Source organism: Pseudomonas sp. UW4, assembly GCF_000316175.1.
Lineage (GTDB): Bacteria > Pseudomonadota > Gammaproteobacteria > Pseudomonadales > Pseudomonadaceae > Aquipseudomonas > Aquipseudomonas laurylsulfatiphila.
Window position 1 is genome coordinate 4,443,469 of record NC_019670.1, and the last position, 13,783, is coordinate 4,457,251.

12 protein-coding genes and 1 pseudogene are annotated in these 13,783 nt (G+C 61.1%); all 13 read right to left on the bottom strand.

Features of this window, described 5'->3' with window-relative positions; genetic code table 11:
• Positions 1-63: 63 nt before the first annotated feature.
• The 13 genes and pseudogenes from PPUTUW4_RS19545 to flhA all read right to left on the bottom strand — a co-directional run bounded on the left by PPUTUW4_RS19545 (position 64) and on the right by flhA (position 13,617).
• Positions 64-999, bottom strand: coding sequence for a CheW domain-containing protein (locus PPUTUW4_RS19545; protein ID WP_015096229.1), 936 nt, complete (start codon positions 997-999; stop codon positions 64-66).
• Between the two features lie 11 nt (positions 1,000-1,010).
• Positions 1,011-1,124: pseudogene (locus tag PPUTUW4_RS30385) on the bottom strand (outer membrane lipoprotein carrier protein LolA); the annotation flags it as partial.
• A 1-nt stretch (position 1,125) separates the two neighbouring features.
• On the bottom strand, positions 1,126-1,914 hold the full coding sequence (locus PPUTUW4_RS19550; protein WP_007980740.1) for a ParA family protein: 789 nt from the start codon (positions 1,912-1,914) through the stop codon (positions 1,126-1,128).
• A gap of 43 nt (positions 1,915-1,957) precedes the next feature.
• A complete protein-coding gene (gene motD / locus PPUTUW4_RS19555) occupies positions 1,958-2,848 on the bottom strand; it encodes a flagellar motor protein MotD (protein WP_007980739.1) in 891 nt (296 codons plus the stop codon).
• A gap of 15 nt (positions 2,849-2,863) precedes the next feature.
• On the bottom strand, positions 2,864-3,604 hold the full coding sequence (locus PPUTUW4_RS19560; RefSeq protein ID WP_007980738.1) for a flagellar motor protein: 741 nt from the start codon (positions 3,602-3,604) through the stop codon (positions 2,864-2,866).
• The gene (locus PPUTUW4_RS19565) at positions 3,604-4,734 is read right to left on the bottom strand and encodes a chemotaxis response regulator protein-glutamate methylesterase (RefSeq protein ID WP_015096230.1); all 1,131 of its coding nucleotides are present in this window, start codon (positions 4,732-4,734) and stop codon (positions 3,604-3,606) included. The genes PPUTUW4_RS19560 and PPUTUW4_RS19565 overlap by 1 nt, the downstream gene beginning before the upstream one ends.
• 48 nt (positions 4,735-4,782) lie before the next feature.
• The gene (locus PPUTUW4_RS19570; protein WP_015096231.1) at positions 4,783-7,065 is read right to left on the bottom strand and encodes a chemotaxis protein CheA; all 2,283 of its coding nucleotides are present in this window, start codon (positions 7,063-7,065) and stop codon (positions 4,783-4,785) included.
• Positions 7,066-7,112: 47 nt separating this feature from the next.
• Positions 7,113-7,901, bottom strand: coding sequence for a protein phosphatase CheZ (locus PPUTUW4_RS19575; RefSeq protein WP_015096232.1), 789 nt, complete (start codon positions 7,899-7,901; stop codon positions 7,113-7,115).
• Between the two features lie 21 nt (positions 7,902-7,922).
• On the bottom strand, positions 7,923-8,294 hold the full coding sequence (locus PPUTUW4_RS19580) for a chemotaxis response regulator CheY (RefSeq protein WP_003183998.1): 372 nt from the start codon (positions 8,292-8,294) through the stop codon (positions 7,923-7,925).
• Between the two features lie 168 nt (positions 8,295-8,462).
• Positions 8,463-9,203 (bottom strand): RNA polymerase sigma factor FliA, encoded by a 741-nt coding sequence (fliA, locus tag PPUTUW4_RS19585; protein WP_015096233.1) that lies wholly within the window; start codon positions 9,201-9,203, stop codon positions 8,463-8,465.
• Positions 9,200-10,030: a flagellar synthesis regulator FleN gene (gene fleN / locus PPUTUW4_RS19590; RefSeq protein WP_007975361.1), complete on the bottom strand. Its 831-nt coding sequence runs from the start codon at positions 10,028-10,030 to the stop codon at positions 9,200-9,202. Before fleN ends, fliA begins: the two co-directional genes overlap by 4 nt.
• Positions 10,031-10,147: 117 nt before the next feature.
• Positions 10,148-11,476, bottom strand: a complete 1,329-nt coding sequence (flhF, locus tag PPUTUW4_RS19595) for a flagellar biosynthesis protein FlhF (RefSeq protein ID WP_015096234.1) — start codon at positions 11,474-11,476, stop codon at positions 10,148-10,150.
• 11 nt (positions 11,477-11,487) lie between these two features.
• On the bottom strand, positions 11,488-13,617 hold the full coding sequence (gene flhA, locus PPUTUW4_RS19600) for a flagellar biosynthesis protein FlhA (protein WP_015096235.1): 2,130 nt from the start codon (positions 13,615-13,617) through the stop codon (positions 11,488-11,490).
• Between the last annotated feature and the right edge of the window lie 166 nt (positions 13,618-13,783).

Here is a 13,783-nt window from a genome sequence, read left to right on the forward strand (position 1 = left end):
CTCAAGAAACCGCCCTGGCGGTGTGTGTTCCGTGCAACGCCATCGAATGACGTCACCTGTTGTTTATTTGATGTTTGTCGGTTTGTGGTTCGGCTTGCTGCCGGACATGTGCTTTGCCCCGCCACTGGCGATCAACTCCGCCAGGGAGGCGACGTCGAGCAAGGCGCACATGTGTTCAATCACCGTGCCGGCGAGCCATGGCCGCTGACCCCGGTGACTTCTCCATTTGATTTCATTCGGGTCCAGTCGCAATGAGCGGCTGACCTGATGCACCGCCAGGCCCCATTCGTAGCCCTGGACCGAAATCACGTATTGCAGGCCCTGCTTGAAATCGTCGCGGTAACGGTCGGGCATGACCCAACGCGCGGTATCGAGCACCTTGAGGTTGCCGGCCTGGCTCGGCAGGATGCCCAGGAACCACTCCGGCTGGCCGAACAAAGGCGTCAGCTCGTGACCGGCCAGGGAATAGATCGATCCCAGGCACACCAGCGGCACCGCCAGGGTCAAGCCGGCGACATCGAACAACAGGCATTCGAAAGGCTCGGCGGCCCAGGACGGACGACCTTCGGTGTCCACCGGTGGCGGCGTATTGCTTGGTGGCAGGTGCACTTCGACGACGGGCGGCACAAGTACCTGAGGCTCCTCGATAACAGGAGTCTCCAGCACTTCGGCCTCTTCGATCGGAGCCACCAGGGTTTGCAACAACGGCGCAATGGTCGATATCGGTGCCAGAACGGGTTCCGGTGCTTCGATCACGACGATGGAAGTCCTGGCCAAAGGCGCAGTCACCGCAGCGGCTGCTACCGCGACTTGCTGCGCATCCCGGGCCTGTTCTTCGAGCACGGCAGCCTGGAACTCGTCCAGCACGCCTTGCTCTTCGACGACGCTCACCGCTTCGACAACCTCGGCCATCTCCTCGGTTGCGTCTTGCAGCAAGTTATCCAGATACGATTGCAACGCCAGCTGCGGGCGCGATGTTGTCTTTACCAGTCGATTCATGAGCGCTCACTTGTAGGAGCGAGCTTGCTCGCGATGAACCTGAGAGCGCCACGGGGTGCCAGGTTTCCCGCGTCATCGTTGACGACCATCGCGAGCAGGCTCGCTCCTGCAGGGATCGAGGTCATGTCACGCCACCTGCGCAACAAGTTGCGCTGCCAGCAGATGCTTGAGCAACGCACGGTAAGCGAGAACGCCACGGCTCTTGCCGTCGAACTGCGAAGGCGTCAGCCCGGCACGACTGGCATCGCGCAGGCGCGTGTCCACCGGGATATAGCCTTGCCAGATTTCGTCGGGGAATTTGTCGCGCAGCACGCGCAAGGTTCCGAGGGACGCCTGGGTGCGGCGGTCAAACAGGGTCGGCACGATGGTGAATGGCAATGCCTGCTTGCGCGAGCGGTTGATCATCGCCAGGGTGTTGACCATGCGCTCGAGGCCCTTGACCGCCAGGTGTTCGGTCTGCACCGGGATCACCAGTTGCTGGCTCGCCGCCAAGGCATTGACCATCAGCACGCCGAGCAAGGGCGGGCTGTCGATCACGGCGTAATCGAAGTCCTGCCACAGTTGCGCCAGGCTCTTGGCAATCACCAGGCCCAGACCGCTTTGCCCCGGCGACTGGCGCTCGAGGGTGGCCAGCGCAGTGCTGGACGGCAACAGGGAAATGCGTTCGTCGCTGGTCGACAGCAACAGTTGACCCGGCAGGCCTTGCGGCACGTTGCCCTTGTGCAGGAACAGATCGTAGTTGCTGTGTTCCAGGCTGTCGGGATCGTAGCCGAAGTAGCTGGTCATGGAGCCGTGGGGGTCGAGATCGACCACGACCACGCGCTTGCCCGCCTCGGCCAGCAACCCGGCTAAAGCGATGGAGGAAGTGGTTTTACCGACACCACCCTTTTGATTGGCGACTGCCCAGACTCTCATTCGGATTGTTCCTCCCGGCCGAACGGATCGGCCGAGAAATAGCTCAACGTGTTAATGCGGGTGACGGAGAATTGACGGCGTTCTCTCGTACCGGCGACTTGACCGGGGTCGGTGCAGTTTGTGTGCCAGCACGCTTCAATGCGGCATCCGGTTGCGCATGTGCGGTTCCGGTGCCGGTGAGGCTGCGGCGAACATCGAGGTTGCGCGACACCACCAGCACCACGCGGCGGTTGCGTGCGCGGCCTTCGGCGGTGGCATTGTTGGCCACCGGCTGAAACTCGCCGTAGCCCACCGACGCCAAGCGACCGGGGTTCACCCCCTGCATCGCCAGCATGCGCACGATGCTGGCCGAGCGCGCCGAGGACAGCTCCCAGTTGGTCGGGTACTGCGCGGTGCGGATCGGTTGATCGTCGGTGAAACCTTCGACATGGATCGGGTTGTCGAAGGGCTTCAGGATCGCTGCGACCTTGTCGATGATGTTGAACGCGATGTCGCTGGGCATGGCGTCGCCGCTGCCGAACAACAGGCTGGAATTGAGCTCGATCTCGACCCACAACTCGTTGCCGCGCACGGTCATCTGGTTGGAGCTGATCAGGTCACCGAACGCCGCGCTGATGTCGTCGGCGATGCTCTTGAGAGGATCGCTGGCGCCGGAGACACCGGCATCGACCTGGTCACTGTCCTTGACCAGCGGCTTGGCCGGGGTCACGGTCTTCGGCCGCTCGTCACCGATGGGGATCGGCTTGAGCGCGCGATCGGAATCGGTGAAGACGCCGATCAGGGCTTCGGAAATAACCTTGTACTTGCCTTCGTTGATCGAAGAGATGGAGTACATCACCACGAAAAAAGCGAACAGCAAGGTGATGAAGTCCGCGTAGGACACCAGCCAGCGTTCGTGGTTGACGTGTTCTTCATGCTGGCGACGACGTGCCATGTTCCATGTCTCCCATCAATCCATGAAGCCCTGAAGCTTCAACTCGATGGAACGAGGGTTTTCACCTTCGGCGATCGACAGCAGTCCTTCCAGCAACATTTCGCGATAACGCGACTGGCGCAGCGCGATGGCTTTGAGTTTGGCGGCAATCGGCAGCAGCACCAGGTTGGCACTGGCCACGCCGTAGATGGTGGCGACGAAGGCCACGGCGATGCCGTTACCCAGTTGCGACGGATCCCCCAGGTTGCCCATGACGTGAATCAGGCCCATCACCGCACCGATGATGCCGATGGTCGGCGCGTAACCGCCCATGCTTTCGAACACCTTGGCCGCTTCGATATCGCGGCTTTCCTGGGTGTAGAAATCCACTTCCAGAATGCTGCGGATCGCTTCCGGCTCGGCGCCGTCGACCAGCAATTGCAGGCCTTTGCGGGCGTAATTGTCAGGCTCGGCGTCGGCGATACCTTCAAGCCCCAGCAGGCCTTCCTTGCGGGCGGTCAGGCTCCAGTTCACCACGCGGTCGATGCCACCGGCCAGGTCGACGCGAGGCGGGAACAGGATCCAGGCGAGGATCTGCATGGCGCGCTTGAAGGCGCTCATCGGTGATTGCAGCAGCGCCGCGCCGATGGTGCCGCCGAGCACGATCAACGCTGCCGGGCCGTTGGCCAGGGCGCCCAGATGACCGCCTTCAAGGTAGTTGCCGCCGATGATGGCGACAAAGGCCATGATGATGCCGATCAGGCTTAGAACATCCATCAGATACAGGCCTCGACCAGGTGCTTGCCAATGTCGTCGAGGCTGTACACCGCGTCGGCCAGTTCAGCTTTTACAATGGCCATCGGCATGCCGTAGATCACGCAACTGGCTTCGTCCTGCGCCCAGATCGAACTGCCGCCCTGCTTGAGCAGGCGCGCGCCTTCGCGGCCATCGGCGCCCATGCCGGTCAGGACGACCGCCAGAACTTTGTCACCGTAGGACTTGGCTGCCGAACCGAAGGTGATGTCCACGCACGGCTTGTAATTCAGACGCTCGTCACCCGGGAGGATTTTCACCGCGCCGCGACCGTCGATCATCATCTGCTTGCCACCCGGCGCCAGCAACGCCAGGCCCGGACGCAGGATGTCACCATCCTCGGCTTCCTTGACGCTGATGCGGCAGAGCTTGTCCAGGCGCTCGGCGAAGGCCTTGGTGAAGGCGGCCGGCATGTGTTGAACCAGCACGATCGGGGCCGGGAAGTTGGCCGGCAATTGGGTCAAGACCCGCTGCAGGGCCACCGGGCCGCCGGTGGACGTACCGATGGCCACCAGTTTGTAGTTTTTGCGTTTTGGCGCGGGCGACGACGAAGCGGGTGCATGCGTACGCGCCGGGATCGGTGCCGGTGCCGGACGCGCGGGCGCGCTGCTGGCAAAACTGCCCACGCTGGAAGGCGCCGGCGTCGGAGTTGGCGCAGCGACAGGCGCCGGAGCGCTGTAGTGACTGACACGACGATTACTGCGCGAGATGCTCAGGATCTTCTCGCACAGCAGTTGCTTGACCTTCTCGGGGTTGCGCGAGATGTCTTCGAAATTCTTCGGCAGGAAGTCCACCGCACCGGCATCCAGCGCATCGAGGGTGACCCGGGCGCCTTCATGGGTCAGTGAGGAGAACATCAAGACCGGGGTCGGGCAGCGTTGCATGATGTGCCGCACGGCAGTGATGCCGTCCATCATCGGCATCTCGTAGTCCATGGTGATCACGTCGGGCTTGAGGGCCAGCGCCTGATCGATCGCCTCTTTGCCGTTGGTCGCCGTGCCGACGACCTGGATATTCGAATCCGCTGAAAGAATTTCCGAGACGCGGCGGCGGAAAAACCCCGAATCGTCCACCACCAGGACTTTGACTGCCATAAACACTCCATTAGATGGAGCGAGGCCAGGCGCCCCGCTCCAGCAGAATCAAATACGCCGGGTGGCGTAACGCTTGAGCATGCTCGGAACATCGAGAATCAGCGCGATGCGGCCGTCACCGGTAATGGTGGCGCCGGACATGCCCGGCGTTCCCTGGAGCATTTTGCCCAATGGCTTGATGACCACTTCTTCCTGGCCCACCAGTTGATCGACGACAAAGCCGATTCGCTGTGTGCCCACCGAAAGGATCACCACATGGCCCTCGCGCTGCTCTTCGTGAGCGGCGGAGCTGACCAGCCAGCGTTTGAGGTAGAACAATGGCAGCGCCTTGTCCCGTACGATCACCACTTCCTGGCCGTCCACGACGTTGGTGGTCGACAGGTCGAGGTGGAAGATCTCGTTGACGTTCACCAGCGGGAACGCGAACGCCTGGTTGCCGAGCATGACCATCAGCGTCGGCATGATCGCCAGGGTCAGCGGCACCTTGATGACGATCTTCGAACCCTGGCCCTTGGCCGAATAGATGTTGATCGAACCGTTGAGCTGGGAAATCTTGGTTTTCACCACGTCCATGCCAACGCCGCGACCCGACACGTCGGAGATCTCGGTCTTGGTCGAGAAACCCGGGGCGAAGATCAGGTTGTAGCACTCGGTGTCGCTCAGTCGATCGGCCGCATCCTTGTCCATCACGCCGCGTTTCACCGCGATGGAACGCAGGACATTCGGGTCCATGCCTTTACCGTCATCGGAGATCGACAGCAGGATGTGATCGCCTTCCTGTTCGGCCGCCAGGATCACCTTGCCGCCACGGGCCTTGCCCGAGGCTTCGCGTTCTTCCGGTGACTCGATGCCGTGGTCGACGGCGTTGCGCACCAAGTGGACCAGCGGGTCGGCCAAGGCCTCGACGAGGTTCTTGTCGAGGTCGGTTTCTTCGCCGACCAGTTCCAGGTTGATCTCTTTCTTGAGCTGGCGAGCCAGGTCGCGAACCAGGCGCGGGAAGCGCCCGAAGACTTTCTTGATCGGTTGCATCCGGGTCTTCATGACCGCGGTTTGCAGGTCGGCGGTGACCACGTCGAGGTTCGATACGGCCTTGGACATGGCTTCGTCGCCACTGTTGAGACCCAGGCGGACCAGGCGGTTACGCACCAGAACCAGCTCGCCGACCATGTTCATGATCTCGTCCAGACGCGCGGTATCGACCCGTACGGTGGTCTCGGCTTCGCTCGCCGGCTTTTCCGCCGGTGGCGCGGCCGGGGCGCGGGCAGCAGCCGGTGCAGCGGCGGCCGGGGCCTCGGCTTTTGGCTCGGGGGCCTTGGCCACAGGTTTCGGCGCCGCCTTGGGTGCCGGTGCCGCAACAACCGCGTTCGAACCGTTGGCCGCCGTCGCGGTGCCGACTTCGCTGAACTTGCCCTTGCCGTGCAATTCGTCGAGCAGCGCTTCGAACTCGTGATCGGAAATCAGATCGCTGCCAGCCGCCACTGCGCTTGGGGCAGCAGGTGCAGGCACCGAAGCAATGGCGGACTCCAGCGCCTCGACAGCAAAGTTGCCCTTGCCATGCAACTGGTCGAGCAGTGCTTCAAATTCGTCGTCAGTAATATCGGAACTGTCGCCCGGCGCTTTCGGTGCTTCTGGCGCAGCCGGAACCTGTGCAATCGCATCGACGGCAAACTGGCCTTTACCGTGCAACTGATCGAGCAACGACTCGAACTCGGCATCGGTGATTTCGTCGCTTGCAGGTGCCTCGTTTGCAGGTGTCTCGCTTGCAGGTGCCTCTCTTACAGCTGCGTGGGCAACCGCCGGCGCCTCAGCCTGTGCCTTGACGGCATTGAGCGAGTCCAGCAATTGCTCGAATTCGTTATCGGTAATATCGCCTGAATCGGCTTCAGCCACCGGCGCTTCAACCACGGCGGCAACAGGTGCAGCAACCACTTCATCAGCCGATTGAGGCTCGGCCAGACGGGCCAGCGCCGCCAGCAACTCAGGTGTCGCAGCCGTGATCGGGCTGCGCTCGCGGACTTCGCTGAACATGCCGTTCACCGCGTCCAGCGCTTCGAGAACCACGTCCATCAGTTCCGAGTCGACGCGACGCTCACCCTTGCGCAGGATGTCGAACACGTTCTCGGCGATGTGGCAGCACTCCACCAGTTCGTTGAGCTGGAGGAAGCCGGCGCCCCCTTTTACAGTGTGAAAACCGCGAAAAATTGCATTGAGCAAATCCGCATCATCCGGACGGCTTTCCAGCTCGACCAGTTGTTCGGACAGTTGCTCTAGAATCTCGCCGGCCTCAACCAGGAAATCCTGAAGGATCTCTTCATCGGCGCCGAAGCTCATCAGGGGGGTGCTCCTAACAGGTCTAAAAACCCAAAATGCCTAAAATTCTAAAATCCCAGGCTGGATAGCAAATCGTCCACATCGTCCTGACCGGACACAACGTCTTCTCTTTTATCGGCATGAATCTGCGGACCTTCACCCTGAGAGAGATGTTTTTGTGGATCTTTTTCCGCAAGCATCGCTTGACGGTCATGTTCGATGCCCGCAAAGCGGTCCACCTGACTGGCCATCAGCACGAGCTTGAGCAGGTTGCTTTCAACTTCGGTGACCAGTTGGGTCACACGCTTGATCACTTGCCCCGTGAGGTCCTGGTAATCCTGGGCGAGCAGGATATCGTTCAGGTTGCCCGACACCGCGCGATTGTCCGTGCCGCTGCGTGCCAGGAAGCCGTCGACCCGACGGGCCAGTTCACGAAACTCTTCGGCACCGACTTCACGACGCATGAAGCGCCCCCAGTCCGTGCTCAAGGCCTGGGCTTCGTCCGCCAGGCTGTTGACCAGCGGCGTGGCATTTTCCACCAGATCCATGGTGCGGTTGGCCGCGGCCTCGGTCAGCTTGACCACATAGCCCAGACGCTCGGTGGCGTCGGTGATCTGCGACACTTCTTCGGCTTGCGGCATGTGCGGGTCAATCTGGAAATTGACGATCGCGCTATGCAGTTCACGAGTGAGCTTGCCCACTTCCTGATACAGGCCGCGGTCTCGGGTCTGGTTGAGCTCATGGATCAATTGCACCGCGTCGCCGAACTTGCCTTTTTCAAGGCTCTCGACCAATTCGACGGCGTGTTTTTTCAGGGTCGATTCAAAGTCGCCCAATGAAGTTTCGTTATTGCCCATAGCTCCCCCGTGGCGCACTCATCAACCGATGCGTTCGAAAATCTTCTCGATTTTTTCTTTCAACGCCTGGGCCGTGAAGGGCTTGACCACATAGCCGTTAACGCCGGCCTGGGCCGCTTCGATGATCTGCTCACGCTTGGCTTCAGCGGTCACCATCAGCACCGGCAGATGCTTGAGCTTTTCATCGGCACGCACGTGACGCAGCAGATCGATGCCGGTCATGCCCGGCATGTTCCAGTCCGTTACCAGAAAGTCGATGCTTCCGCTGTTGAGCACCGGAATGGCGGTAGTGCCATCGTCGGCCTCGACGGTGTTGGTGAACCCAAGGTCACGCAGCAGGTTCTTGATGATCCGCCGCATCGTTGAGAAGTCATCAACGATGAGGATTTTCATGTTCTTGTCCAATTCGACCTCCAAGCAGTCTTAAACGCGCCCAGCACCTGGACGCGCCATTTCAATCAATCCGGCAAAGCACTCAATGACTGTCTGGAGCACAACAGATCGGGACCTGTGCAGTTCAACACCACACCAGTCTCTTTCGCAGTGTCCCCCACACTGCCTTCAGCGCGCTCGCCACTCCCCCAAACGCCCCCGCAAGCGGGCCGCGCACTGGCTGTGTAACTGGCTGACCCGCGATTCGCTGACCCCCAGGACCTCACCGATTTCCTTGAGGTTCAACTCTTCGTCGTAGTACAGCGCCAACACCAGTCGCTCACGCTCCGGCAAATTGGCAATCGCATCCGCCAGCGCAGCCTGGAAGCGTTCATCTTCCAGATCGCGTGACGGCTCGGTATGAGCACTCGCGCCATCCTCGTGCAGCCCTTCGTGTTCGCCGTCCTGCAACAGATCGTCGAAACTGAATAACCGGCTGCCCAGGGTGTCGTTCAAAATTCCGTAGTAATCGTCGAGACTCAATTGGAGTTCGGCCGCAACTTCGTGATCTTTAGCGTCACGGCCGGTTTTCGCTTCAATCGAGCGAATGGCGTCGCTGACCATGCGCGTATTGCGGTGAACCGAACGTGGCGCCCAGTCCCCCTTGCGCACTTCATCGAGCATGGCGCCGCGGATTCGAATGCCCGCGTACGTCTCGAAACTGGCGCCTTTGCTGGCGTCATATTTGCTCGATACCTCAAGCAGGCCGATCATCCCGGCCTGGATCAGGTCTTCGACCTGGACACTGGCCGGCAAACGCGCCAGCAAGTGGTAGGCAATGCGTTTAACCAGCGGCGCGTAACGCTCGATCAGCTCGTACTGCGCATCACGAGCCGATTTTTTGTAGAGGTTGTAACCGCTGGCTGTCATAGAACAGGTCCTGCTGTTTGCTGCACGAGACGCTCGACGAAAAACTCCAGGTGCCCGCGCGGGTTGGCAGGCAGCGGCCAGGTATCGACCTTTTGCGCGATGGCCTTGAACGCCAGCGAGCACTTGGAACGCGGGAAGGCCTCGTAGACGGCGCGCTGCTTCTGCACAGCCTTGCGCACGCTTTCGTCGTAGGGCACTGCGCCGACGTATTGTAGGGCGACGTCGAGGAAGCGATCCGTGACCTTGGTCAACTTGGCGAACAGGTTGCGCCCTTCCTGCGGGCTCTGGGCCATGTTGGCCAGGACGCGGAAGCGGTTCATGCCGTAGTCGCGATTGAGCAACTTGATCAAGGCGTAGGCATCGGTAATCGAGGTCGGCTCGTCGCACACCACCAGCAGCACTTCCTGGGCTGCGCGAACGAAGCTGACGACCGACTCACCAATGCCCGCAGCGGTGTCGATCACCAATACGTCGAGGTTGTCGCCGATATCACTGAAGGCCTGGATAAGGCCGGCGTGTTGCGCAGGACTCAGATGCACCATGCTCTGAGTGCCGGATGCGGCCGGAACGATACGGATGCCGCCAGGCCCCTGCAGCAGTACATCGCGCAGTTCGCAGCGGCCCTCGATCACGTCGGCCAGGGTACGTTTGGGTGTCAGGCCCAGCAGAACGTCGACGTTCGCCAGTCCCAGGTCGGCGTCCAGCAGCATGACGCGCCGGCCAAGCTCAGCCAAAGCCAGGGACAAGTTCACTGACACGTTAGTTTTCCCGACGCCACCTTTGCCGCCGGTCACCGCGATCACCTGTACAGGATGCATGCTGCCCATGTTATTTCTTTACCTTGTCTTGCATAGACGGAGGCCACATTACTGGCTGCGCGTTCACAAACGGAACAATGCATGGCAGACCATCGATGTAGGTACAAAAACTATTCATTAAATACCTCAGCCAACCTGCTTGGTCGGACTGTGGTAGATGTCAGCGAACATGTCAGCCATGGCTTCTTCGCTGGGTTCTTCCTGCATTTGCACACTGACGGCGCGACTGACCAACTGATGACGGCGCGGCAGATGGAGATCATCCGGAATCCGCGGGCCATCGGTCAGGTACGCCACTGGCAACTCATGACTGATGGCCAGGCTCAACACCTCGCCCAGGCTTGCCGTTTCATCCAGTTTAGTCAGGATGCAGCCGGCAAGCCCGCAACGCTTGTAACTGTGATAAGCGGCGGTTAGAACCTGTTTCTGGCTGGTGGTTGCCAGGACCAGATAATTTTTTGAGCGGATGCCACGACCGGCCAGGCTTTCGAGCTGCATGCGCAGGGCCGGGTCACTGGCCTGCAGGCCGGCGGTATCGATCAGCACCACGCGCTTGCGCAGCAATGGATCGAGCGCCTGCACCAGGGACTGGCCCGGATCGACGTGGGTCACCGGCACATTGAGAATGCGCCCCAGGGTCTTGAGTTGCTCCTGGGCACCGATGCGGAAGCTGTCCATGCTCACCAGCGCAATGTTCTGCGCGCCGTACTTGAGCACGTAACGGGCAGCCAGCTTGGCCAGGGTGGTGGTCTTGCCCATGCCGGCAGGGCCGACCATGGCGATGACTCCGCCCTCTTCCAGAGGCTCGACTTCCGGGGTAACGATCATGCGCGCCAGGTGCGCCAGCAACATGCGCCAGGCCTGACGAGGCTCCTGGATTTCGGTTATCAGTGCCAGCAGGTCGCGCGACAGCGGGCCAGACAGGCCAATGCGTTGCAGGCGACGCCAGAGGTTGGCCTGGTCCGGACGGCTGCCTTGCAGCTGGTTCCAGGCCAGGGACCCGAGTTGTACTTCCATGAGTTCGCGCAGGCTGTTGAGCTCGAAACGCATCGAGTCGAACGCACGCGGGTCCACGCCACCGGACGCAGGTACAGCAGCTGGTGCCGGGCGACGAGGTTGGTCATACGTAGGCTCGATCAGCGGCTCGGCTGCGGTCAGCGGCAAGCCGGCGAACAACTGGCGGTTGGTCGCATTGTCGCTCTCGCCATCGCCACGCAGGCTCAATTCGGCCTGGGCGGTGACGATCCGCGACTGAGTCTTGCGCAGCTCGTCTTCGAGCTCCATGTTCGGAACACGCGGCGCCAGCGCCGACAACTTGTAATCCAGCGCAGCCGTCAGCTCGACGCCCCCGGCAATCCGGCGGTTGCCGATAATGGCTGCATCAGCGCCCAGCTCATCGCGAACCAGCTTCATGGCCTGACGCATATCGGCGGCGAAAAAACGCTTAACTTGCATAAACCACTACCTCAGCCGTTGGGCCCTACTGTCGCAACGATGGTCACTTGCTTGTTGTCAGGGATTTCCTGGTAAGCCAACACGTGCAAACCCGGGACTGCGAGCCGGCCGAATCGCGAGAGCATCGCGCGAACCGGACCGGCCACCAGCAGAATCACCGGCTGACCTTGCATCTCCTGGCGCTGCGCCGCGTCAATCAGCGAGCGTTGCAGTTTCTCAGCCATGCTTGGCTCCAGCAGAACGCCCTCTTCCGAGCCTTGTCCTGCCTTTTGCAGACTATTGAGCAATATCTGTTCCAACCTTGGCTCCAGCGTGATAACTGGCAGCTGCGACTCAGTGCCTACAATGCTTTGGACGATTGCGCGGGAGACGCCAACCCGCACGGCAGCCACCAGCGCGGCGGTATCTTGACTCTTGGCGGCATTGTTGGCGATGGCCTCGGCAATGCTACGGATATCGCGAACCGGCACTTGCTCGGCCAACAGCGCTTGCAGCACCTTGAGCAGTTGCGACAGCGAAACCACGCCCGGCACCAGCTCCTCAGCCAGTTTCGGCGAGCTTTTGGCCAGCAATTGCATGAGCTGCTGCACTTCTTCGTGACCGATCAGTTCACTGGAATGCTTGTAGAGTATCTGGTTCAAGTGGGTGGCCACCACTGTACTGGCATCGACCACCGTGTAACCGAGGGATTGCGCCTGGGCACGCTGGCTGATCTCAATCCAGACCGCCTCCAGGCCGAAAGCCGGATCTTTGGCGGTAATGCCGTTGAGCGTGCCGTAGACCTGCCCCGGGTTGATCGCCAGCTCGCGATCCGGGTAAATCTCCGCTTCCGCCAGGATCACCCCCATCAGGGTCAGGCGATAGGCACTTGGCGCCAGGTCGAGGTTGTCACGGATATGCACGGTCGGCATCAGGAAGCCCAGATCCTGGGACAGCTTCTTGCGCACCCCCTTGATCCGCGCCAGCAACTGGCCGCCCTGGTTGCGGTCCACCAGCGGAATCAGGCGATAGCCCACTTCCAGGCCGATCATGTCGATGGGCGTCACGTCATCCCAGCCAAGCTCCTTGGTTTCCTGGGCACGGGCCGGCGACGGCAGCAGCTCCTGCTGGCGCTTGACCTCTTGCAGGGCCTGAACCTTGGCGACGTTCTGCTTTTTCCAGAACAGGTAAGCGCCACCGGCCGCCAGGGCCGCCATGCTCAGGAACGAGAAGTGCGGCATGCCGGGCACCAGGCCCATGACCGCCATCAAACCTGCCGCCACCGCCAGCGCCTTGGGCGAGGCGAACATCTGGCGATTGATCTGTTTGCCCATGTCTTCCGAACCGGACGCACGGGTCACCATGATCGCCGCTGCTGTCGATAACAACAGTGATGGCAATTGCGCCACCAAACCGTCACCGATGGTCAACAGCGCATACACCTTGCCGGCATCGCCGAAGGTCATGCCGTGCTGGAAGATACCGACTGCCATGCCGCCGATCAGGTTGATGAACAGGATCAACAGGCCGGCAATGGCGTCACCACGGACGAATTTGCTGGCACCGTCCATGGAACCGTAGAACTCGGCTTCCTGGGCGACTTCCGAGCGGCGGGCCTTGGCCTGGGCCTGATCGATCAGGCCGGCGTTGAGGTCGGCGTCGATCGCCATTTGCTTGCCGGGCATAGCATCGAGGGTGAAACGCGCGCTCACCTCGGAAATCCGCCCCGCACCCTTGGTCACCACGACGAAGTTGATGATCATCAGGATCGCGAAAACCACGATACCGACCACGTAGTTACCGCCGATCACCACCTCGCCGAACGCCTGGATCACCTTGCCGGCGGCCGCGTGACCGTCCTGGCCGTGGAGCATCACCACCCGCGTGGAGGCCACGTTCAATGCCAGGCGCAACAGCGTCGCCACCAGCAGGATGGTCGGGAACACCGCGAAATCCAGCGGGCGCAAAGCGTAGACGCACACCAGCAGCACGACGATGGACAGGGCAATGTTGAAGGTGAAGAACACGTCGAGCAGGAACGGCGGCACCGGCAACATCATCATCGCCAGCATGACCAGCAGCAACAGCGGCACGCCCAGATTGCCCCGACTGAGGTCGGCAATGTTGCTGCGGGCACTGTTGATTAACTGAGAGCGATCCACCGGTTTTCCCCGTTCCTTTAAAGCAAACTTTTGACGCCTGAAGCAGGCGCAGGGCGGCTACTGCAAGAAGCTTTCCAACTTTTGCAAAGGGAGAAATAGAGCAATTTTTCAGTGGGATATGTGCTGCCTGGGCTGACGTCATCGCGGGCAAGCCACGCTCCCACAA

What these genes read in the sequence shown, in the direction of transcription:
- PPUTUW4_RS19560 (WP_007980738.1), bottom strand. Translation starts at nt 3,604, where the DNA reads ATGGATGTTCTAAGCCTGATCGGCATCATCATGGCCTTTGTCGCCATC.
- motD (WP_007980739.1), bottom strand. Translation starts at nt 2,848, where the DNA reads ATGGCACGTCGTCGCCAGCATGAAGAACACGTCAACCACGAACGCTGG.
- PPUTUW4_RS19550 (WP_007980740.1), bottom strand. Translation starts at nt 1,914, where the DNA reads ATGAGAGTCTGGGCAGTCGCCAATCAAAAGGGTGGTGTCGGTAAAACC.
- flhF (WP_015096234.1), bottom strand. Translation starts at nt 11,476, where the DNA reads ATGCAAGTTAAGCGTTTTTTCGCCGCCGATATGCGTCAGGCCATGAAG.
- PPUTUW4_RS19580 (WP_003183998.1), bottom strand. Translation starts at nt 8,294, where the DNA reads ATGAAAATCCTCATCGTTGATGACTTCTCAACGATGCGGCGGATCATC.
- PPUTUW4_RS19565 (WP_015096230.1), bottom strand. Translation starts at nt 4,734, where the DNA reads ATGGCAGTCAAAGTCCTGGTGGTGGACGATTCGGGGTTTTTCCGCCGC.
- PPUTUW4_RS19545 (WP_015096229.1), bottom strand. Translation starts at nt 999, where the DNA reads ATGAATCGACTGGTAAAGACAACATCGCGCCCGCAGCTGGCGTTGCAA.
- fleN (WP_007975361.1), bottom strand. Translation starts at nt 10,030, where the DNA reads ATGGGCAGCATGCATCCTGTACAGGTGATCGCGGTGACCGGCGGCAAA.
- fliA (WP_015096233.1), bottom strand. Translation starts at nt 9,203, where the DNA reads ATGACAGCCAGCGGTTACAACCTCTACAAAAAATCGGCTCGTGATGCG.
- PPUTUW4_RS19575 (WP_015096232.1), bottom strand. Translation starts at nt 7,901, where the DNA reads ATGGGCAATAACGAAACTTCATTGGGCGACTTTGAATCGACCCTGAAA.
- PPUTUW4_RS19570 (WP_015096231.1), bottom strand. Translation starts at nt 7,065, where the DNA reads ATGAGCTTCGGCGCCGATGAAGAGATCCTTCAGGATTTCCTGGTTGAG.